This window comes from Bacteroides xylanisolvens, from assembly GCF_018289135.1.
GTDB lineage: Bacteria > Bacteroidota > Bacteroidia > Bacteroidales > Bacteroidaceae > Bacteroides > Bacteroides xylanisolvens.
The window spans coordinates 1-20186 of the sequence record NZ_CP072216.1 but is presented as its reverse complement, the minus strand read 5'-3'; the positions used below and the strand labels follow the sequence as shown (position 1 = coordinate 20186).

17 protein-coding genes and 1 pseudogene are annotated in these 20186 nt (G+C 39.3%); 11 read left to right on the top strand and 7 right to left on the bottom strand.

The features are described 5' to 3' along the window. Positions 1-91 precede the first annotated feature (91 nt). Positions 92-1114, bottom strand: a complete 1023-nt coding sequence (locus INE92_RS00085; RefSeq protein ID WP_151921407.1) for a FecR family protein — start codon at positions 1112-1114, stop codon at positions 92-94. Positions 1115-1247: 133 nt separating this feature from the next. Here INE92_RS00085 and INE92_RS00080 point away from each other — a divergent pair, with 133 nt between their 5' ends. Further along, positions 1248-1823, top strand: a complete 576-nt coding sequence (locus INE92_RS00080) for an RNA polymerase sigma-70 factor (RefSeq protein WP_004315857.1) — start codon at positions 1248-1250, stop codon at positions 1821-1823. 313 nt (positions 1824-2136) lie between these two features. On the opposite strand, the gene INE92_RS00075 is transcribed toward INE92_RS00080, so the two are convergent. From INE92_RS00075 to INE92_RS00065, 3 genes are all read right to left on the bottom strand, one after another. Continuing rightward, on the bottom strand, positions 2137-4032 hold the full coding sequence (locus tag INE92_RS00075) for a sensor histidine kinase (RefSeq protein WP_195436287.1): 1896 nt from the start codon (positions 4030-4032) through the stop codon (positions 2137-2139). A gap of 116 nt (positions 4033-4148) precedes the next feature. Beyond that, positions 4149-6785: a valine--tRNA ligase gene (locus INE92_RS00070; RefSeq protein WP_195436288.1), complete on the bottom strand. Its 2637-nt coding sequence runs from the start codon at positions 6783-6785 to the stop codon at positions 4149-4151. Positions 6786-6849: 64 nt separating this feature from the next. Next, positions 6850-7488 carry a hypothetical protein gene (locus INE92_RS00065; RefSeq protein ID WP_195436289.1) on the bottom strand — a complete coding sequence of 213 codons (639 nt, stop codon included), beginning with the start codon at positions 7486-7488 and terminating at the stop codon, positions 6850-6852. 140 nt (positions 7489-7628) lie between these two features. On the opposite strand from INE92_RS00065, the gene INE92_RS00060 reads away from it, so the two are divergent. The 7 genes from INE92_RS00060 (at position 7629) to INE92_RS00030 (ending at position 14007) form a co-directional block, all read left to right on the top strand. Further along, positions 7629-8681, top strand: a complete 1053-nt coding sequence (locus INE92_RS00060; protein ID WP_195436290.1) for a DUF3810 domain-containing protein — start codon at positions 7629-7631, stop codon at positions 8679-8681. Between the two features lie 79 nt (positions 8682-8760). Continuing rightward, entirely contained in the window at positions 8761-9663 is a 903-nt protein-coding gene (locus tag INE92_RS00055) for a helix-turn-helix transcriptional regulator (protein WP_004315852.1), read from the top strand. An 849-nt stretch (positions 9664-10512) separates the two neighbouring features. Beyond that, positions 10513-10800, top strand: coding sequence for a helix-turn-helix domain-containing protein (locus INE92_RS00050; RefSeq protein WP_233476884.1), 288 nt, complete (start codon positions 10513-10515; stop codon positions 10798-10800). Next, positions 10791-12074 carry a DNA methyltransferase gene (locus INE92_RS00045; RefSeq protein WP_211421201.1) on the top strand — a complete coding sequence of 428 codons (1284 nt, stop codon included), beginning with the start codon at positions 10791-10793 and terminating at the stop codon, positions 12072-12074. Before INE92_RS00050 ends, INE92_RS00045 begins: the two co-directional genes overlap by 10 nt. Positions 12075-12078: 4 nt before the next feature. Further along, positions 12079-12759, top strand: coding sequence for an MjaI family restriction endonuclease (locus INE92_RS00040; protein ID WP_233476885.1), 681 nt, complete (start codon positions 12079-12081; stop codon positions 12757-12759). A 7-nt stretch (positions 12760-12766) separates the two neighbouring features. After that, positions 12767-13792, top strand: a complete 1026-nt coding sequence (locus INE92_RS00035; RefSeq protein WP_211421275.1) for an SDH family Clp fold serine proteinase — start codon at positions 12767-12769, stop codon at positions 13790-13792. Next, positions 13789-14007, top strand: a complete 219-nt coding sequence (locus INE92_RS00030; RefSeq protein WP_211421203.1) for a hypothetical protein — start codon at positions 13789-13791, stop codon at positions 14005-14007. Before INE92_RS00035 ends, INE92_RS00030 begins: the two co-directional genes overlap by 4 nt. A gap of 749 nt (positions 14008-14756) precedes the next feature. Here INE92_RS00030 and INE92_RS00025 read toward each other — a convergent pair. After that, entirely contained in the window at positions 14757-15890 is a 1134-nt protein-coding gene (locus tag INE92_RS00025; protein WP_022063873.1) for a site-specific integrase, read from the bottom strand. A gap of 460 nt (positions 15891-16350) precedes the next feature. Here INE92_RS00025 and INE92_RS00020 point away from each other — a divergent pair, with 460 nt between their 5' ends. From INE92_RS00020 to INE92_RS00010, 3 genes are read left to right on the top strand one after another with little or no spacing between them, the layout of a single operon-like run. Further along, a complete protein-coding gene (locus INE92_RS00020; protein ID WP_005807145.1) occupies positions 16351-17259 on the top strand; it encodes an IS1595-like element ISBbi1 family transposase in 909 nt (302 codons plus the stop codon). A 27-nt stretch (positions 17260-17286) separates the two neighbouring features. Beyond that, a complete protein-coding gene (locus INE92_RS00015; protein WP_008645402.1) occupies positions 17287-17844 on the top strand; it encodes a PD-(D/E)XK nuclease family protein in 558 nt (185 codons plus the stop codon). Between the two features lie 2 nt (positions 17845-17846). Then, on the top strand, positions 17847-18614 hold the full coding sequence (locus INE92_RS00010; protein ID WP_233476917.1) for a hypothetical protein: 768 nt from the start codon (positions 17847-17849) through the stop codon (positions 18612-18614). Here the strand turns inward: INE92_RS00010 and INE92_RS26820 are convergent. Together INE92_RS26820 and INE92_RS00005 are read right to left on the bottom strand one after the other, a co-directional pair. Then, positions 18552-18755, bottom strand: a pseudogene (locus INE92_RS26820) (hypothetical protein). The gene INE92_RS00010 and the pseudogene INE92_RS26820 sit on opposite strands and share 63 nt — an antisense overlap. A gap of 12 nt (positions 18756-18767) precedes the next feature. Next, positions 18768-20054 (bottom strand): IS1380-like element ISBf12 family transposase, encoded by a 1287-nt coding sequence (locus INE92_RS00005; RefSeq protein ID WP_009040242.1) that lies wholly within the window; start codon positions 20052-20054, stop codon positions 18768-18770. Between the last annotated feature and the right edge of the window lie 132 nt (positions 20055-20186).

Genomic DNA, 20186 nt, shown 5'->3' with positions numbered 1-20186 from the left:
CCATACGGGAAGATACGCCAATATCATCCCGTATGTTTTTTAACTAAGGGGCTCTGTCTTTCATTGCATTTTTTGTTTTAAGGTTAATCAATCAGTATATTTCTATTTTGCTCTTTTCATCCTTCATATCCGGCGAATCAAGATAACGCCAGCGGATTTGAGAAGAAAGTTGGAAGTATTCAAGGATACGTTCCAGGCGTTGGTTGGTAAATGTTCCCGTAAATGAATCTCCTTTCAAACGATCATTTTTAATAATGAATTCCACATTATACCGTTTTTCCAACATTCGCAGGCCTTCTTCCAAAGGAGTATTTCTGAATATAATCTTACCTTCTTTCCAGGCAATCTCCGATTCTCCGGAAGTGGCATAAAGCTGAACCTTATTATCTTTTGAATCATAGACCAATTTCTGTCCCGGATCCATCAGCACTTTTTTCGAGACATCATTTGATTTATAAATAAAACCGATCTTTCCTTCTACCAATGTCGCTGAAATCCGATCTTCTTTTTCGTATGCCTCTACATTAAAATGAGTTCCCAGTACTTCTATTTGTGATTGATGGGAAGTGGAGACTATAAATTTCTTTTCCGGATTCTTAGCCACTTCAAAATAAGCTTCTCCCTGTAAAGTCACATTTCTTGTATCATTATCGAAACGTGAAGGATAACTTAGTGTTGATTCCGAATTCAGATAAACAAGCGTACCATCGGGCAGGGTCAATGAGGTCATCATCCCAGGATTTGTTTTCACTTCTATGATTTGTGCCAATTCCTGTTCGTTTCCTCCCCAATATTGGAGCATCAATGTAACGAGAAGTGGAATGAACAAAATTGCTGCCGCACGTTGTGCCCATTGCCACCACATCGTTCCCTTGTGTCTGTTACCCGACATTCTACTTTTCACCTTCAACAATGCTTTCTCCGTATCGACTTTCTTCATAACATTAACTGTATCCGTGGCAAGATAAAGAGCATGTATCTGTTTTGCCATCCGTCGATTTTCGTCCGATTCGCTCATCCACATCTCAACTTGCAGACGTTCTTCTTCCGTTGCCACCCCTTCACAATAACGGGGAAGCAGTTCTTCTATCGTATTTCTATCTGTTTTATCCATATCTGTTTTTATTGCCTTTTACTATATGACAAGGAAGAATGGGAAGACTCCTAAACTAAAAACCATTTTTTTTCAAAAAATCTTTGTTTCTATCTAAAAAAGCTATATTTGCAGTAAATTATGGAGCTAATACATGAAAGGAACTTATCAATCAGACAATGATTTTCTATTATCAGCCGTTCAACGCGGAGATCAAAAAGCGTTCGATACACTGTTTCGGAGATATTATCCGATGCTGTGCGCGTATGGTCACCGGTTTGTCGAGTTGGAAGATGCAGAAGAGATTGTAGAGGATTCTCTTTTATGGATTTGGGAAAATCGGGAAACACTGGTTATTGAGTCCTCTCTTAATTCTTATCTTTTTAAGATGGTGTATCGCAGGGCTTTGAACAAGCTTGCACATATCGATGCCACCCAACGGGCAGATACCCGCTTTTATGAAGAAATGCAGGAAATGCTGCAAGATACGGACTATTACCAGATTGAAGAACTTGCGAAACGGATTGAAGATGCTGTCGCGGCACTGCCCGAAAGTTATCGGGAAGCTTTTGTGATGCACCGATTCCGGGATATGAGTTACAAGGAGATTGCAGAAACACTGGGAGTATCTCCCAAAACAATAGATTACCGTATTCAACAAGCGTTAAAGCAACTGCGCGTGGATTTGAAAGATTACCTCCCGTTACTACTACCTCTCTTATTTCCCTAGAGAGACGAAACATATAAGTAACCACCAATATTATTTCATTTGGCTATTACCTGTCAGCTAAAGTATTAATAGATAACTTGCGTTGTATTAAAGATAAACTTACGTTCCTCTAAGGCTAAAGTTCCCTTTGACCTGAAACAAACTATAAACGCAAGTTCCAATTATATAAATGTAATCTTCATTTTTATAAACGCAAGTTTCATTTATAAAAACAAAGCTTCCGTTTATAGATTTCTCTTAGACAAAAACAACTTTGGCAGTAAGGAAAAGGAAGTTTGCAATAAGGAGACAGTAACTTATCTATTAACTAACTTCATCTCTTTCTATAAGGAAGTGTAAACCAGAAAGTAGATCCTTTACCTTCTTCTGAATCTACTCCTATTTTTCCCCCGAGACGCTCAACAATCGTACGACAAATGGAAAGTCCTAAGCCGGTACCTTGAATGAATGGGTTATATTTTACGAATCGTTCGAAAACATGTTCACACTGTTCGTTTGACATACCACAGCCGGTATCTGATACATAAAAATAAATAGTATCGGTGTCTGTCATACGATACCCCATACAGATAGTGCCTGTTTGAGTAAATTTGATAGCGTTATTGACAAAGTTGGCAAGCAATTGTATCAGTCGATTCTTATCAATATAAAAAAGACAACCCGGCAAGCGTTCGGTAAATGCAAGGGTAACATCATTGTTTTTCAAACGTAACTGCATACTTTGTTCGATTTCCTCCATTGTCTGATTAACATCGATCGAGGAAGGATAGAAATCAAATGTTCCGGCTTCAATCTTCGACAAATCCAGAATATCATTAATTAATTGGAGCAACAAGTCGGTATTTGTTTCGATGATATCTGCGTACTCGCGCATTTCGACAGGATCTTCTGTATGGGGAAGCATATTTGAAAAGCCCACGATTGCGTTCAAAGGAGTACGTATTTCATGGCTCATGTTCGCCAGAAAGGCAGATTTCAATTGATTAGCCTGCTCCGCTTTCTCCACCGCTTCACTCAAACGGCTATACGCTTTCCGAAGAATACGAATATAATAGACAATAGCAGCTATCAAAAGTAATAGAAAAACAGAACTAGCAATAATCTTAACATAGTGTTGCTGAAAAAAAGTTTGAGGTTTATCAATATATACAGCATCGTCGGGATAACGACTTGACGGAATATTATAAGACTTTAATACAGGATAACAAAGATAGGCATTTCCTTCCCCTCCCACTCCACCCGGGATATTGCGGGCTTGTTCTCCATTCAATATGCGATTCAGGATTTCCAGCAAAGAATCGCAAAAAGACTCCGTCGATACATAATATCCTCCTGCGAAAGTATTGTTCGATAAATTTTCGGGAGATAGCAAAAACAGAGGTGAGGGAGTAAAATTGGTTATAATTTCCTGTATGTGGTCGAAAAGGTAGTTGTTATCATTTTCATTATGAGACTCAAACCAGGAATAGTAAATAATCCCTGTATTAGGTTTATAACTATGCAGGGTATCCAGCAACATTTCTGTCGATAATTGAGTGGTAGAAAGCAGATCCAAACGTAAATCCGGAAAATTTTCTTCGACGGCTTCCTTTACATCTCTACGGGTTTCTTCACTAATATATCTGTCGTCTGAAATAAATGCCAGACGTTGCATATCCGGTATTAGTTTATAAATCAGTTCCACTGTTTCCTTCACATAATAATGCTGCTTTAAAAGTGTCAGATTATAGCCTCTTCTCCATTCTTCACCGAGGACACTATTGGTTTCTGTTAGTGGAGCATGAGACAGCAAAACGTCGAGAGAAGCAGGCAGGCGGTCGCGGGCATTTGTCACTATTACCGGAACGTCTTTCCATACGTCATCAAACAGTTCACGGCAGACAATCCATCCCGGATCTCCAATCAAGACGATGGCAGCGGGAGCTACCGGGTATTTCTCACGCAAATGGGTGACTACGGCATCTGCTTCCATCTTATTAGCCAAAGCTGGTACGGAAAGGGATTCCGCTTTGGCAGATATCCCCTGCTTCTGAAGAGCATCGTGTATGCACCAATAAAAGTTTTTAGCCCAAGGCAGATTAAAATTAATAGAGTTTAAAACCAGTACTTCTTTATTTGTTGTTTCAGTTCGGGCTGACACAGATAATAAGAATCCTTCTATAAAAAGGAATATGCTTAAGAATGAGATGGTTCGGAGTACTTGCTTCATTTGTGATGTTCGATAATAGCTACGGCAAAGGTAGTATTTATTTCCATTTCGCAAAAAAAAGACATCTCAAAATTAATCGAGATGCCTTATATTATTGAAATTTAGCTATCAGAGAGTTACGCTTTCTTTAAAGCAGCAATGCTTTCTTTCAAAGAATTAATAATACTTTCAGCATCGGTCTGTTTCTTGCGTTCCAGTTCGAGAACAGCCGCCGGAGCATTGTTGACGAATTTTTCATTGCTAAGCTTCTTCATTACGCCTTGCAAGAATCCTTCTTTATGCTTCAGTTCTGCTTCCATACGGGCAATTTCCGCTTCCACGTCAATCATATTACCCAATGGTACCGCAAATTCTGTTGTTCCTATCATGAAAGAAGCAGCACCTTCCGATTTGCTTTCCACCACTGTTACAGCAGACAGGTTACACATCTTGATAATCACCGGATTCATTTTTTCTACCGGATGACTATCCACAACCTGCAATTCGAGTTGTTCCTTCAAAGCAATATTCTTTTGCAAACGAATGCTGCGAACATTGCTGATAATTTCCTTAGCCAATTCAAATTCTTGCAGGAATTTCTCGTTTACCTCAAGAGGCTCCTTCATGAGAGTAACCATCAAACTTGCACCCGGTTCGCGCTCACGCAGTTGTTGCCACAGTTCTTCTGTGATAAACGGCATGAAAGGATGAAGCAACTCAAGCAGACGTTCGAAAGAACTAAGCACCATACTATAAATAAAGCCATTAATGGGCTGTCCATAAGCAGGTTTCACAATTTCCAGCAACCAGGAAGAGAACTCATCCCAGAACAGTTTGTAAACCAACATCAATGCTTCGCTCAAACGATATTTAGAGAACAAATCGGCAACTTCAACCGCAGCTGCATCCAGTCTCTGGTCGAACCATTGAACAGCCAGATGAGCATCGGGTGGAACTGGAATGGAACCTTTGCCATTAGTCCATCCTTTAATCAGACGGAAAGCATTCCATATCTTGTTGCAGAAGTTACGTCCCTGTTCACAAAGGGCGTCGTCGAAAAGAATATCGTTTCCGGCAGGAGCTGAAAGCATCATACCCATACGTACACCGTCGGCACCATATTTTTCAATCAGTTCCAATGGATCGGGAGAGTTACCGAGCGATTTAGACATCTTACGTCCCTGTTTATCACGAACGATTCCTGTGAAGTATACGTTCTTAAACGGCATCTGTCCCTCGTATTCGTAGCCTGCCATAATCATACGGGCTACCCAGAAGAAGATAATGTCCGGCCCTGTCACAAGGTCACTTGTCGGATAGTAGTATTTGATTTCTTCGTTGCCCGGGTTGTTGATTCCGTCGAACAAAGAGATAGGCCACAACCAGGAAGAGAACCAAGTGTCCAGGCAATCTTCATCCTGACGAAGGTCTTCCATTGTCAGGGCGGCATTACCCGTCTTTTCTTTTGCTTTTGCCAAAGCTTCCTCGGGAGTAGCGGCTACTACATAACCACCTTCCGGCAGGAAGTATGCAGGAATACGATGTCCCCACCACAACTGACGGCTGATACACCAGTCTTTGATGTTTTCCATCCAGTGACGGTAGGTATTCTTGTATTTGGCAGGGTAGAATTTCAGATCGTCGTTCATTACCGGAGGCAATGCCATATCTGCAAAATGTTGCATCTTGAGGAACCATTGCATAGACAATTTCGGTTCGATCACAACGTTGGTACGTTCCGAATATCCTACCTTATTTGTATAGGCTTCTATTTTTTCGAGCAATCCGGCAGTTTCGAGGTCTTTCTCTATTTGTTTACGAACATCGAAACGGTCCATGCCGATATACATACCGGCAGCTTCGCTCAATGTACCGTTGTCATTGAAAATATCGATACTAGGCAAGTTGTATTTTTCACCCAGCATATAGTCGTTTACATCATGGGCCGGGGTTACTTTCAGACAACCCGTACCGAATTCGATGTCTACATAATCATCCTCAATCACAGGAATGACACGGTTTACCAGCGGAACGATCACTTTCTTTCCTTTCAGCCATTCGTTCTTCGGGTCGTTCGGATTGATACACATAGCCGTATCACCCATAATTGTTTCAGGACGGGTTGTTGCAACAACCGCGTAGCGACCTTCCGGATCACCTTCTACTTTATAGCGAAGGTAATACAGTTTTCCGTGTTCTTCCTTGTAGATTACTTCTTCGTCAGAAAGGGCAGTCAAGGCTTTCGGGTCCCAGTTTACCATGCGGACGCCCCGGTAGATCAATCCTTTATCGAACAGATCGACAAATACCTTGATTACACTTTCACTACGTTTCTCATCCATAGTGAAAGCAGTACGATCCCAGTCGCAGGATGCGCCGAGTTTACGGAGTTGTTTCAGGATAATACCACCGTGCTCGTCTGTCCATTCCCAGGCATGTTTCAAGAATTCGTCACGAGATAGATCGGTTTTCTTGATACCTTGAGAAGCGAGTTTGTTTACAACTTTAGCTTCGGTAGCAATAGAAGCGTGGTCAGTTCCCGGCACCCAGCAAGCATTCTTGCCTTCCATACGGGCACGACGAACTAAAATATCCTGGATGGTATTATTAAGCATGTGTCCCATGTGTAACACACCGGTGACGTTCGGGGGCGGGATGACGATGGTGTAAGGTTCACGGCCATCGGGTTTTGAACTGAATAATTTGTGGTCCAGCCAATACTGGTACCACTTTCCCTCCACGTCAGCGGGATTGTACTTACTTGCTAATTCCATATTGTTTTATGTATATGATAATGTATATTCTAAAAATAACGGGTGCAAAATTAATAATTTAAATTCAAATCTTACCACCCTCGGGGTGTTTCTGTGCACGGAAAGAGAATTTATATCCCTCATAAAGAGCGAATCCGTAGAATAGGGCAGTCATCGACATTACATTTTTCAACAGAATAGAGAATATCTCTCCATAGTCTACACCTGCCAGGACTTGAAAATAGCCCATATCGTAATCTTGAGAGATATATCCGATAATAGACAAAAAATCACCTAAGATGCAACTAACCAGAGATAATGCCGCACCGATAATTCCGAAAATGGGACGTATTCCCTTGCCCTGCCGCATCGCAAAACCTACCATGAATCCGATAGCAATGGGCATAAACCCAATCTGACGACCTGTAGAAACGGAGATCAGCCCCCATGCCACCGCACCAACGATGCATGCGACAACTGCACACAATACTCCTTTGGACAGGTTCTCTTCGGCAAGCATTTCCTCTTCTGTCATGGATACCGGAAAGTCTTCCGGCTTGGGAGGCGCTAATCTTTCCAGTTCCTTATCTTGCTCAAAACTGTCACATTCTTCTTCAAAAGCGGGAAGTTCTCCGGTACGTTTACAAACGAGTCCTTTTCCGTTCACAAAATCACGTGACACGCAATTCCTGCAATACTTTTCTATTTCTTCTGATGTAGCCATCTTATCCGGTTTATGTTGAATAACTTTCTCTGATTACGCAGGTACACAAAGTCACTGTTAACAGATTTTTTGCAAATATAGAGGTATTTTTTCGCGCGACGTTTATTAAATGCATATTTTTGTTGACTGATTTTATACAAATGATGAAAAATAAGCCAAATGTAAGATATTTAGCCTTAGGAGCATTATTAATCCTGGTGTGGCTAACGCAATGGATTCCTGCTCTGGCAACGATCTATTCTCAAACAATCTATCCCCTTATCTCCTACGTCCTGTCGTTTTTTTCCGGTTTATTTCCTTTTGCCATAGGGGATTTATTTATTTTCCTTAGCATCACAGGCGTGATTGTTTATCCCTTTTATGCCCGTCTCCGCAGGAAGTTACCTTGGAAGAAAATCTTATTGCGTGACGGAGAATACTTATTATGGATTTATGTATGGTTCTATCTGGCATGGGGACTGAACTACTCGCAGAAAAATTTCTATCAACGAACAGAAATCCCGTATACCGCCTATACTCCCGAGATTTTCCAAGAATTCGTAGATGATTATATTACTCAACTGAACCGCTCGTATACTCCTGTCAATAGTATCAATCAAGATTTAATACGAGAGGAAACTGTGCGAATCTATCATCAGTTAAGTGATAGTCTGGGCGTACATCGCCCTCCACACGAGCATCCGAGGGTAAAAACAATGTTATTCACTCCCTTCATTTCGATGGTAGGGGTAACGGGTAGCATGGGGCCTTTCTTCTGCGAGTTTACACTTAACGGAGATTTGCTTCCCGTTAATTATCCGGCCACTTACGCTCACGAATTAGCCCATTTATTAGGTATCACCAGTGAAGCGGAAGCTAATTTCTATGCTTATCAGGTTTGCACCCGTTCAGAAGCGATGGGAATCCGTTTTTCCGGATATTTCTCTATATTGGGACATGTATTGGGAAATGCGCAAAGATTACTCCCGGAAGAAGAATACACCCGGCTGTTTAAACGCATCCGACCGGAAATTATCGAATTGGCTAAGAATAATCAAGCGTATTGGGCTGCCAAGTATAGCCCTGTGGTCGGTGCTGTGCAGGATTGGATATATGATCTTTATCTGAAAGGGAATAAGATAGAAAGCGGACGACAGAACTACTCGGAAGTAGTGGGGCTGCTGATTTCCTATCAGGAGTGGAAAAAGAAATAAGTATAGATTGTGCCTTGTTTTGGCACATAGTTTCACGATATTTGCAGCACTAATATAAAACGGATAAACTGATTTCTTTATGGCAAAAGATCTCTTTAATAGATATCTCTGGTTAGTAGACACAATCTATCGGGCTGGAACAATAACACTGGATGAAATTAATCGTAAATGGCTGCAGTGTGAAATGAGTAATGGAGAGGAAATCCCCAATCGGACTTTTCATAATCACCGGAAAGCTATTGAGGAACTATTCGACATTAACATAGAATGCGATAGACATAACGGATGTAATTATTACATAGAAAACACTGAAGAACTTAAAAAGGAAGGACTCAGAAAATGGCTCTTGAATACATTTGCAGTCAATACAACCCTCAATAAAAGCCACAAATTAAAGGATAAAATTCTACTAGAAGACTATCCCTCAGGAGAACAATATCTGATACCAGCCATTGAAGCTATTCATAATTGTATAACGTTGGAAATAACATATCAAAGTTATTGGCAGGACAAATCATATACATTTCAAATTGAACCTTATTGTATAAAAGCCTTCAAACAGCGTTGGTATATCGCAGCACGAAGTCCGTATTACAACAAAGTGTTGATCTACTCCCTCGAGCGAATACTCGAAATGGAACAAACAGATTTATCATTTGAGTGTCCTCAAACGTTCAATCCTAAAGTCTACTTCGACAACAGTTTCGGAGTTATTGTCGATGAAGAATATGATGTAGAAAAAATCAGAATAAAAGTCTACGGAAACCAATGTAAGTATTTCCGTTCCCTCCCGTTACACCATTCTCAAAAAGAAAGTGAAACACATAGTAACTATTCCATTTTCGATTATTCATTACGTCCTACCTATGATTTCTGTCAAGCTATACTATCGCATGGAAATCTTGTAGAAGTTCTAGAACCTCAATGGTTCAGAATTCAAATCGGAACAATGATTCAAAAAATGAATCAACTATATCAATGAATATTATCATAAATGTAATGAAGTGAGTATTCATTAGTAAATAATAAAGCAGTCCGGTCATCTTTTCTGATAAAATTCTTTTAATTCTAAAAAATGTTTCTTAGTTTTGTGATGTATAATCATTAAAAAGAAGTAGTAAGAAACAGAGAACTAAAATTTTCAGACATATTGATTGAACGTTAAGACGTATTATTTCGATTAGGTAAATCTGGTAAATGTTGTAAGACATATATGTTATACGTTGTATATCAATACAATATAATTTCATGTGTCTTATCAAAGAAACAAGACAGGAACAAAATCAATAATTTAAGCGATTCTTCGCTTTTCACATTTCACTTAGTTTCATCCTTTGCACTTGGTTGTACTAAAATGTTTTTTAAGCCATTTTCCCCGACAACCAGTCGCTCTTCTGAGAATATATTGTTGAAGCGCATCGATGAATTGTTGCAGCCAAAAGAGAAAATGAGCAAAAGTATATCTTCAGATTACATTCGCCGGAATTTTTATTATCCGCAAAGGTAAGCATTTCCATCAAGTCATAGGCATATGGAAAGGCAAATATGCCTACCTAAATTTAGTTTACTTTGTTTAGCATATATATAGGCTAATGTACTAAACTAAACCGAATTTTCACCTCTTCTTGCACTTTCTTCACATAACAGCGCAGTTAAAAAGAATACGAAACAACATCGTATTTTTCTCTTTTGGCTGCAATATCAATTTCGACATAAGATTGTGTCATTCAATAAAAAATCGTGAGATCGTTAAAAACAGAGGTTTTTTATTATGCACGAATCAAATAAAAGCAGTACATTTGTCAAAGAATGACAAATAACGAAACATAAAATGCTATTTGCTCAAAGAATAAAAGAGGCTCGAATTAAAAATGGATTGCTACAAAAAGAATTAGCAATAGCTCTAAACATAGATATACCTATGTATAGCCGAATCGAACGTGGAGATCGATTCGCTAAAAGAGAACAAGTAATTCATCTTTCCTCTATATTGAATATTGAGCGAGATGAATTACTAAGCCTTTGGATTGCAGATAGAGTAAACGCAGTTATAGGAGAAGATAAAAACATTGCTGATAAAGCTTTGAAAATAATAGTGGATGATAGAATATGGAAATAAAAACAACGCATACGCTTATTAATGGTGATAGTCGGAATCTATCTTTGATACCGGATAAATCCGTTCATTTGATAATTACATCGCCACCGTATTGGCAATTAAAAGATTATGGAACCGATAGTCAAATCGGATTCCATGATAGTTACGAGAGTTATATCAATAATTTGAACACCGTATGGTCGGAATGCAATCGTATATTGCATGACGGTTGCCGTTTGTGTGTAAATATCGGGGATCAATTCGCTCGCTCCGTTTATTACGGACGCTATAAAGTAATACCTATAAGAACAGAAATCATTCGTTTTTGCGAGTCGCTCGGAATGGATTATATGGGAGCGATTATATGGCAAAAGCAGACCACAATGAACACGACCGGTGGAGGAGCGGTTATGGGAAGTTTCCCATATCCTCGGAACGGTATTCTGAAAATCGATTATGAATTCATTCTGATATTCAAAAAGCAAGGCAAAGCACCAGTTCCCACTGCCGAACAAAAAAAATGTTCGGCAATGACGAAAGAGGAGTGGAATACCTTTTTCGCCTCCCATTGGAATTTTGGCGGAGCAAAACAAGATGGGCATATTGCTGTCTTTCCTGAAGAATTGCCGCACCGTTTAATCAAAATGTTCTCTTTTGCTGGAGAAACGGTATTCGATCCATTCATGGGTAGCGGAACTACGGCTTTGGCAGCGCGTAATCTGCAACGTAATTCTATCGGGTATGAAATAAATCCCGATTATAAAAAATACTATGAGGAAAAGGTCGCTTCATCCTTTTCGTTCGGCAATGTAGAATATAGATACAGCAACGATATATCTGTTTTCGACATTGACGAAAAGATGAAAACTTTGCCTTATATATTCAGTGACCCGCACAAAATGGAAAGCAAAATCGAGATTAAGAAATTGCAATTCGGTTCACGGATAGATAAAGACAAGAAAGAACGGGAAGAGTATTTTTCTGTAAAAACGATCTTGTCACCAAATACTATTGTATTGAACAATGGACTTACCATACGACTGCTCGGAATCAAAGAAAAGCCGTCTGTCAATGGTAATGCGACAAAATTTCTTGTGGAAAAGACAAAAGGCAGGAAGGTCTTTTTGCGTTACGATGCCATAAAGTATGATGATAAAGACTTGTTGTTGTGTTACTTATACTTGGATAACAAGACTTTTATAAATGCACATATGCTGAAAAATGGTTTGGCAGACGTGGACTATTCTTTTGATTTCAAATATAAAAACAAATTCGAGAAACTGATAACCCTATAATGTTATGGATAGATATTCAATGAATTTCGGGAAAAAGGAACGAGTTCTGAACTATGCTTGCCAAACTTATCAATTATCCCGTCCTAATAAAGTCGGTGCAGTTATGGCTCTTATACGTGATTGCCAACCATCCTCTTTCGAAGAGTGGCAATCATGGTATTTCGATAACGCCCATACAGCAGGTAAGAACCCGACAAAAATAACGGTAGAAAGTTTGAAAGAATTAGGAGAACGGCTATATGCTAAAATTACAGAAGTCGTTATACCCGAATGGGAATCCGCTTTTCGAGAGTTGACTGAACAAGATTGTATCGATTATATTTATAATCTTACCATAAATCGTACTTACGACGGTTATTTACGAGAAAAGTCCGTTATCAATGATGGTTTAGCCAAAATATTTTCCGACATAACTTTTGAAGAAAGCGATCCTGAATTGGATCATGCCGGAGATATCGACTATATTGCAAAAGTCGGAGATAAAGCGATAGGCATACAAATCAAGCCGATAACTGCAAGTGCCAATTTCGGAAGTTATTCTCTAACGGAACGGATGAAAGCGAGTTTCGAATCATTCAAAGAGCAATATGGCGGAAATGTATTTATAGTATTTAGTTTGGATGGAGAAATAGCCAATAAAGAAGTAATAGAACAAATCAAATTAGAAATAAATCGATTATCATAATAAACTCATGAATCCAATAGGTATAAAAATATCTAATTCGTTATTAGATGTAATGCAAGACGGCAGAGAATTTGAGAGTCTGCTTGGTTATCAATACAATAATTTGGATGTTCTCAGAGAAATCAGACGTAGTATATCTGAAATATATGCTGTTAGAAATAATCCTGTTGTATGTTATGTTACAAATGTAGTTCAAGGCAATATAAACAATTCAATCGATGGAACAGATGATCTTCCTTTTAATGAGATGATATCGTCGGTTCCTGCTGATGCAAAAGAAATAGATATAGTATTGGTTACTCCTGGAGGGTCTGCAAATCAGGTCAATAGTTTTGTTAACGTACTACGACCTCGCTTTGAAAAAGTGAATTTTATCGTTCTAAATATGGCGATGAGTGCAGGTACAATCTTAATTATGTCAGGAGATGAAATTATCATGTCTGCTCAATCAAAATTTGGTCCTATAGATCCTCAAATTCCGAATAAGGAAGGTCGATTTATTCCTGCACAGTCAATATTGGTAGCATTAGAAGGAATTCGTATTAGAGGAGAAGAAAAACTCAAACAAAATCAGCAACCGGATTGGACGGATATTCAGTTACTGAGAAATATGGATGCGCGAGATATTGGATTAGCGCAAAGTGCAAGCAAGTATTCAATCGATATGGTTAAAGACTTTCTTGTTAAATTCAAGTTCAAAGCATGGAATACTCATTCTTCAACAAATACACCTGTTACAAACGATGAAAAAATAAAAAGAGCTAATGAAATAGCTAATCTTTTATGTAGTCATAGCAACTGGAAAAGCCATGGTCATGCTATTAATAGGGATGTTGCTTGGAATGTCTGTAAACTTAAAATTACCCATTCAGAGTCAATTGATGGGCTGGATAAAGCTATGCGACGAATGTGGGCAATGTTTTATTGGATATTTGAAAATACAGGAATTGTTAAAATATTTGTTTCCAACAACTATTGTGTCATAAGAAATGCAGCTCCCATTAATATTCCATTAACTCCTCAAAGAAGATGAAATCGTTAAATAGTACATTAAAAGAGGCGGGGTTCTCCGAGAAGTTTATAGATGCAATTAATAATGCAGACTTCCCGGCAAACCAATACAAAGAAATTGAAAACACAAGCTTTCAATCACATGAAAATATGTTCCAAAGTTCAACAACATTAGAAATTAAGGAATCAAATAATATGTCTGCTAATTATTTCGCCATAGACATAGCCTCAGAGTAAGCATCTTATATTATACTTAATTATTGATGCTCATTATCAGACTTCTGTATGCGAAAGAGGTCAGTCCCAAGTGTCTTGGGGCTGATTTTATTTTGCCATTATATAATACTACATGAACTTATCCATGTGCCACGAAATTTATTTCGGGGGAGCCTAATACCCCAACCGCCTTACTGCGTCGGGAGGATTGCCATACAATCTGCAAGCAGAAATTGTAAGATTGTCCAATGTAATTCTAAAAAAGATCACAAATAATCTGCCAAAATGACACTATTATGCCATAAATATGGCTATTTTGTGCCAAATACATGATTGGCATTTTTATTGTCCTTATTTTTTAAACTTAAAATTAATAGACATGGGAATTAAGCCAGGACCAAAAAGGATTGCAAAATCCACAGGGAAACCAGACAGACGTCAAAGAGACAACAAGCAGACACCAGGGAATACGCCGTCTCTTAAGCCCCATATTCATAAAAAGGGGGATTAAAAAGAATACCGCTGGCATTGTGCTTCAGCGGTGTTTTTTGTCAATATGAAAGTATATATTTGATTTGGAAGTTTTATAAACTTCGCTATCGTTATACACCTATGCGCTTTCTTTTCAGTTGTTTTTACGAAACGGTTTACTTTAGTTTTCTTGCCCTATATATAGAGAAATACTAAACTAAACAGAATTATATATGCCCGCGCGGGAATAAACTGCACCAGCAAAAAACATCGGGCAACCCTAAAATTCGGCAGCTGCTTTAGTCGAACAATCCGTTTACTAAATTGACCGCATCATCCTTTTTCTGGTTGATGATTTTGGCATACACCTGCGTCATCTTGACATCTGCATGGCCGAGTAATTTCGAGGTCGTGTAGAGGTCTGCACCGAGCGTCAGCATCATCGTCGCAAACGTGTGCCGACTGGTGTGGAACGAAAACCGCTTATCTATTCCAGCCGCTTTCGCCCAAGGTTTGAGAAGCGTGTTTATCATCGTTGGGCTCGGCAAATCGAATACATGATCTTCCGATGTCTTCTCTCCACGTTCCGGCATCCACTTCAACGCTTCAGGGGAAAGAGGTAGATAAATCGGCTCTTTGGTCTTTTGCATGGATACGGCCAAACGGTATTGTCCTCTATCGACAAACACGTCTTTCCACTTCAAACTGATAATATCGCTTATCCGCAGTCCGCAGAAGCAGGAGAACAAATAAGCCTGTTTTACGGCTTCGTTTTTCATCGGAGTACCAATCAATGCCCGAACCTCTTCTATGGTCATATAAGACCGCTTACTTTCCGGCAGACGGATTTTATCCGAATTGTTGATTTTGGTAAAAGGATTGACTTTTATAATTTCCGCTCGTACGGCTGCATTCAAAGCTCCGTTCAAGATACGGTAGTAGGTGTGAAGCGTAAAGTTAGATACCCGTTTCCCTTTGGGGCGATACTCCGTCAGCAAGTAGTCGATATACTCTTGGCAGAACGCCTTGTCAATTTGATCCATTGTCATACGTTCTCCGGCATAATCTTTCAGTATGCGGATAGTAACTTGGATTTGGTTTCCATCTTTTTTTCCTCGCTTTGCCTGATTCTCTTTGTAGGTTTCCATCCAGTCCAGAAGAAAAACCTTTTCACGGGTTTCGATACCCGCTTCTCCGTTGGTCAGTTGGATAATGCGCTTCGACTTGATAGCATTGGCGGCAGCCATTGTCGTTTCGTTCTGTCTACGGGCATTGTGATCCGTTTCTGGAATAAGATACATCTTCAGATATTCATACGTCCGTTTGCCGTCGCGGTATATATCCAGATACAGGCTTTTGTTTCCATTGGCCAACTCTTTCATCCGAAGACGGATAGGTTCTTTGACTTTTGCGGGCTTCTTTACTCGTGGCATAATTCCTCCTTGCTTTACTCGTTATTTCTGCCACAAAGGTAGAAAGAATAATCCGAATTAAGGAACAAATAAGAAACAAAAATGTACCGAAAAAGAGCCAAGCAACAATAATCAAGTAAAACAAGAGAAGATGCAGATATAGCTTAATTGCTTATTATACAGCATATTTATTTTCATTTGATTGACTTTTGTTTTCCTCCATAATTTATACTTTATAAATCTGGTAAATTTATTCAATGATCCGAAATAATAAGTTGAAGTGACGTTCACACCCGAATAGGGCGTGGACTGCTTTTACTTATTTGGATCATAAGGTTTACCAGAACCTACCTAATCAAATAAGCTAAAAGTTAGTTTTACGCTCTTTTTTTTGTACCCATACATTCATTTTAAATTATATCTGATTCTCCGCAAACACACCTAATATTTTTAGTATATTAGCGCTCAAAAAGCAGGGATTATGAACATATTCAGTTTTACGGCTCATTTCGGTTCGGAGGAAGATTGTCGTTTGCATTTCAAGGAGCAGCGTGATAAGGAAGGGGTTGTCTGCAAGCGATGCGGGGGCACTTCCCATTATTGGTTACAGGGTAAATGGAGTTATGAATGCAAAGGTTGCCGTTTCCGCACCTCGTTGCGCAGCGGTACGATCATGGAGAGCTCCAAGCTGCCGTTTCTGGTGTGGTACAAAACGATGTTCCTGATGAGTTGCACAAAAAAGGGATTCTCCACCAACGAACTCCAGAAGCAATTAGGATTGAAGCGTTACGAACCGGTATGGGCGATGGTACACAAACTCCGCAGGGCGATGGGCAACCGGGATGCAAGGTATACACTGGAAGGGATGATAGAACTGGATGAGGGTTACTTTTCGGTGGCCAGTAAGGAAATCGAGCGAGGCAAGGGTACACGTGGCCGGGGAGCCGAGGGAAAGCAGAACGTTGCGGTGATGGCCGAAAGCACCCCGTTGGAAGATATCGAAACGGGCAAAAAGGAGAAGCATGTGCGTTATTTCAAGGCCAGGGTACTGGATAGCCATCAAAGTGAAGGAATCAACGGCGTGGTCAGGGACTGCATGGAGGATGATGCCATCGTATTTTCGGACAAAAGCACTTCTTACGTTGACATCTCCGATCTGGTGGAATTGCACGTCACCGAGAAATCAGACGCCAAAACCACCAAGGAAACACTCAAATGGGTGCATATCGCAATCAGTAATGCAAAACGGACATTGCTGGGCAACTACCATAAAATCAAAAGGAAATACTTACAGTTGTATCTCAACGAGTTTATTTACAAATTAAACAGACGGTATTTTGGAGACAAACTCTTTGACAGACTAGTAATTGCGAATATAACAGGTGCATAAACGGATAATCAGAAAATTATATAAAACATGGAAAAAGTATCATTACTAATGAAAGATTCTTCCGAAGGAGATTCTCAAAAAGAAACCATGATAGACTTTATTCTTTCATGGACATTACGTAGATCTATACAGCAATACAGTGAAGAGAAACCTATCCTTTATCAATATTGTAGAAAGATTCTCGGCAAACTGATTGGCATCGAAATGACAGACGACGTGCAAGTCACTTCTGTTGAAACTTGGAAACAATGGAAATATATTGACCTATGGGCAAACATACGGATTACATGCAATGGAAAAGAAGAATTTCATGCTGTTTTGATTGAGAACAAAGCGTATACACCAACTCACCATAATCAATTAGCAAGATACAAGGCCATTTTCGACCAAGTATGTGAAGAGTATATGCCTAATACTAAAAGGCATTATATACTAATCACCGCCTTGGATGAAATGCCGGCTATGCTGGCAAACGAATGTAAAGAGAACGGATATATTCCATTCTGCTTGGGAGATTTAAATGATTATGAACAGCAAGATTCGGAAAGCGATTTGTTTAACGAGTTTTGGTTAAGATATTGGTAACTATGGGAAAATTTCTATTAATATGCCTATTCCTCTGTACAGGAATATGTAAGACAAGTGCACAAATAGTAGACTTATCAAAATTCGTTAAGGCAAAGAAAAGCAAGACAGAAGTATTCTCTCAAAAATTACAAAATACGAGAGATTCACTTCTAAGAATCTGCAAAATATATAAATTAGAAGATTTCAAATATAAATTTCCAACTATTTACTTAGGTGAATCAATGGAAAGTTTAAAAGCTAAATCAAAAGAATTCGAAAAAATCAAAGTAGAAATAGAAAATGCTATTAGCAAGAAAGAGTTAGAACAAAAAAGAGTAGACTCCATCCAAAAGGTCAATGATGCCGAAAGAATAGTACAAGAAAGAATAGCTGATTCTTTATATTTAATTCGGGCCGCCCAAACATGGGAATGGTTACATGATAAGAAAGGAAAATGGGAAACAATAGACCGTTCATATCCTAAAGAAGAGCATTACCAAGTAAATTCACTATTTCCCCAATATCAAGTAATAGACCAAAATGCCTATCTGAATGGAAAATTAGTAGGAGTATGCCATCCGGCTAAAAACAATAAAAACAATAGCGAAAAAGAACGTTGTTTTCGCATAGACGTGATGACTTTTTTATGCCAACAAGATTTTCTGAATAACAAATATGAGATACAAAAAGAATCACCTAAAACCCAAGAATACATAAAACAGAAATTAGGACTTAAAAAACAGCTGGAGCCGACTGACAGTCCTGTATATCCTCAAATCCGCAACTAAGCCCTTGAACGTCCTTATTGCGTTTACACGTCCTCTCATTACTGAATTTGCAGATAATTTGAACTTGAAGCACCCACTTCTGCCTACAATATCCCCTTACCCCACAATGTGACTTGAGGCAATACACAATATCATTCCCATAAGTTGTAGGCATTATCCAAAATCAGTCTGGAAAACATCTGCGTAAGCATTATTACAGGTATAGATGTTCAGCACATACCGCCTTGATGTCCTGATCCACTTGGCTGGTACAGAGATAAACCTGAAGACAAACGCTTTTATGCGACTTGTTGCATTGAGCCCGAACTTCTTTACGTCAAGTCTTTGAATAATGGCCTTGTAAAAGTTACGGATAAGTGCTGTAAGAAGAAGGAACACTGTGTTCTCTGCCATGAAGGATTTGGGCAATCTGTCCCACCCGAAACCATTGTTCATATCATCGAAGATACGTTCCTTTCCTCCACGAAGGTTATAGAACTCGACAATTTCTCTTACGGAAGAATCATAGTCGTTAGTCAGGATACAACGGTATGTGTATTCTCCTTCCCAAAAATCCTGCACACCATCCATCCGTTTCTGTCTTTGAATCACAAGTCGATATGCCTTACCTTTCCACTTCTCAACAAGGATAGAGTTCAATTCAAACTCAATGCCATTGATTTCCTCAGTTTTCCAGCCTTTGAGAGCAAAGGTGTCATTGTAGATCGAACTGCAGCGGTTAGCACGGATATAGAAGGACTTGCAGTGTTTTTCTATTTCCTCCACGATTTCCTCGGAACATGATCCACAATCAGCTCTGAAGCGATTGATAGTGAGCCCATTCTGTTCAAATCTCGCAAAGAACCTCTTCAGCGTGTCCTTCTGATGGAAACGAACATTTGTGTTACCATCGCTATTCTCTATACCGACTATCAAATCGCCAATAACCGCCACGCCAGGGCGATAACCAAGGAACTTCTTGTATGTAGGCTTTGCATCATACTTCTCTGTCTCTATGAACTGATGGTCGAAATCAACATCATACATCTCACCCTCTTTCAGTTGGCCAGATGCAAATATACAATTGAGCAATAAAGTATTGAGAGTGTCAGCCGTATTGAAATCGTAGGTCTTGCCCATATCTGATGTGTATGAAATGTTTTCTTGCGTCAACTCCTTTATCGCCCTGAGGATAGTATCAGAGCTACAAGTGCGAAGTGTCGGATGAAGCGAGAGGTGGTTCATCAAATGAGTAGTGACATCCTCAATACATGAACCGCTACAGAAGTAGATACTCATGAGAGAACGGATGATTTCGCTGTACTGATAACCGAACGATCTACACCTTAGACCGAGGGTTGAGTCGATTACAGATGATAATGTGGAGTCAAATTGCTCCATGATTGAAAATAATCCCCCAAAAGGAGTGAGTCTCTCAGATTTAATTTGTATCTTCGCCATGTCTATCGTCGGATTCTCTTGTTTTTTTTGCAACACTAAGATAAGTGAAAATTCTGACATGGCAAAATCCTGAGCAACTTTTTGTTGCTCAGGTACTTAAAAAGTTTAATTTATAATAGTGTTGCGGAATTA

Coding starts and splice junctions, on each gene's coding strand:
- INE92_RS00035 (WP_211421275.1), top strand. CDS start 12,767: ATGAATCCAATAGGTATAAAAATATCTAATTCGTTATTAGATGTAATG.
- INE92_RS00060 (WP_195436290.1), top strand. CDS start 7,629: ATGATGAAAAATAAGCCAAATGTAAGATATTTAGCCTTAGGAGCATTA.
- INE92_RS00050 (WP_233476884.1), top strand. CDS start 10,513: ATGCTATTTGCTCAAAGAATAAAAGAGGCTCGAATTAAAAATGGATTG.
- INE92_RS00080 (WP_004315857.1), top strand. CDS start 1,248: ATGAAAGGAACTTATCAATCAGACAATGATTTTCTATTATCAGCCGTT.
- INE92_RS00015 (WP_008645402.1), top strand. CDS start 17,287: ATGGAAAAAGTATCATTACTAATGAAAGATTCTTCCGAAGGAGATTCT.
- INE92_RS00010 (WP_233476917.1), top strand. CDS start 17,847: ATGGGAAAATTTCTATTAATATGCCTATTCCTCTGTACAGGAATATGT.
- INE92_RS00065 (WP_195436289.1), bottom strand. CDS start 7,488: ATGGCTACATCAGAAGAAATAGAAAAGTATTGCAGGAATTGCGTGTCA.
- INE92_RS00020 (WP_005807145.1), top strand. CDS start 16,351: ATGAACATATTCAGTTTTACGGCTCATTTCGGTTCGGAGGAAGATTGT.
- INE92_RS00045 (WP_211421201.1), top strand. CDS start 10,791: ATGGAAATAAAAACAACGCATACGCTTATTAATGGTGATAGTCGGAAT.
- INE92_RS00040 (WP_233476885.1), top strand. CDS start 12,079: ATGGATAGATATTCAATGAATTTCGGGAAAAAGGAACGAGTTCTGAAC.
- INE92_RS00005 (WP_009040242.1), bottom strand. CDS start 20,054: ATGGCGAAGATACAAATTAAATCTGAGAGACTCACTCCTTTTGGGGGA.
- INE92_RS00075 (WP_195436287.1), bottom strand. CDS start 4,032: ATGAAGCAAGTACTCCGAACCATCTCATTCTTAAGCATATTCCTTTTT.
- INE92_RS00025 (WP_022063873.1), bottom strand. CDS start 15,890: ATGCCACGAGTAAAGAAGCCCGCAAAAGTCAAAGAACCTATCCGTCTT.
- INE92_RS00030 (WP_211421203.1), top strand. CDS start 13,789: ATGAAATCGTTAAATAGTACATTAAAAGAGGCGGGGTTCTCCGAGAAG.
- INE92_RS00070 (WP_195436288.1), bottom strand. CDS start 6,785: ATGGAATTAGCAAGTAAGTACAATCCCGCTGACGTGGAGGGAAAGTGG.
- INE92_RS00085 (WP_151921407.1), bottom strand. CDS start 1,114: ATGGATAAAACAGATAGAAATACGATAGAAGAACTGCTTCCCCGTTAT.
- INE92_RS00055 (WP_004315852.1), top strand. CDS start 8,761: ATGGCAAAAGATCTCTTTAATAGATATCTCTGGTTAGTAGACACAATC.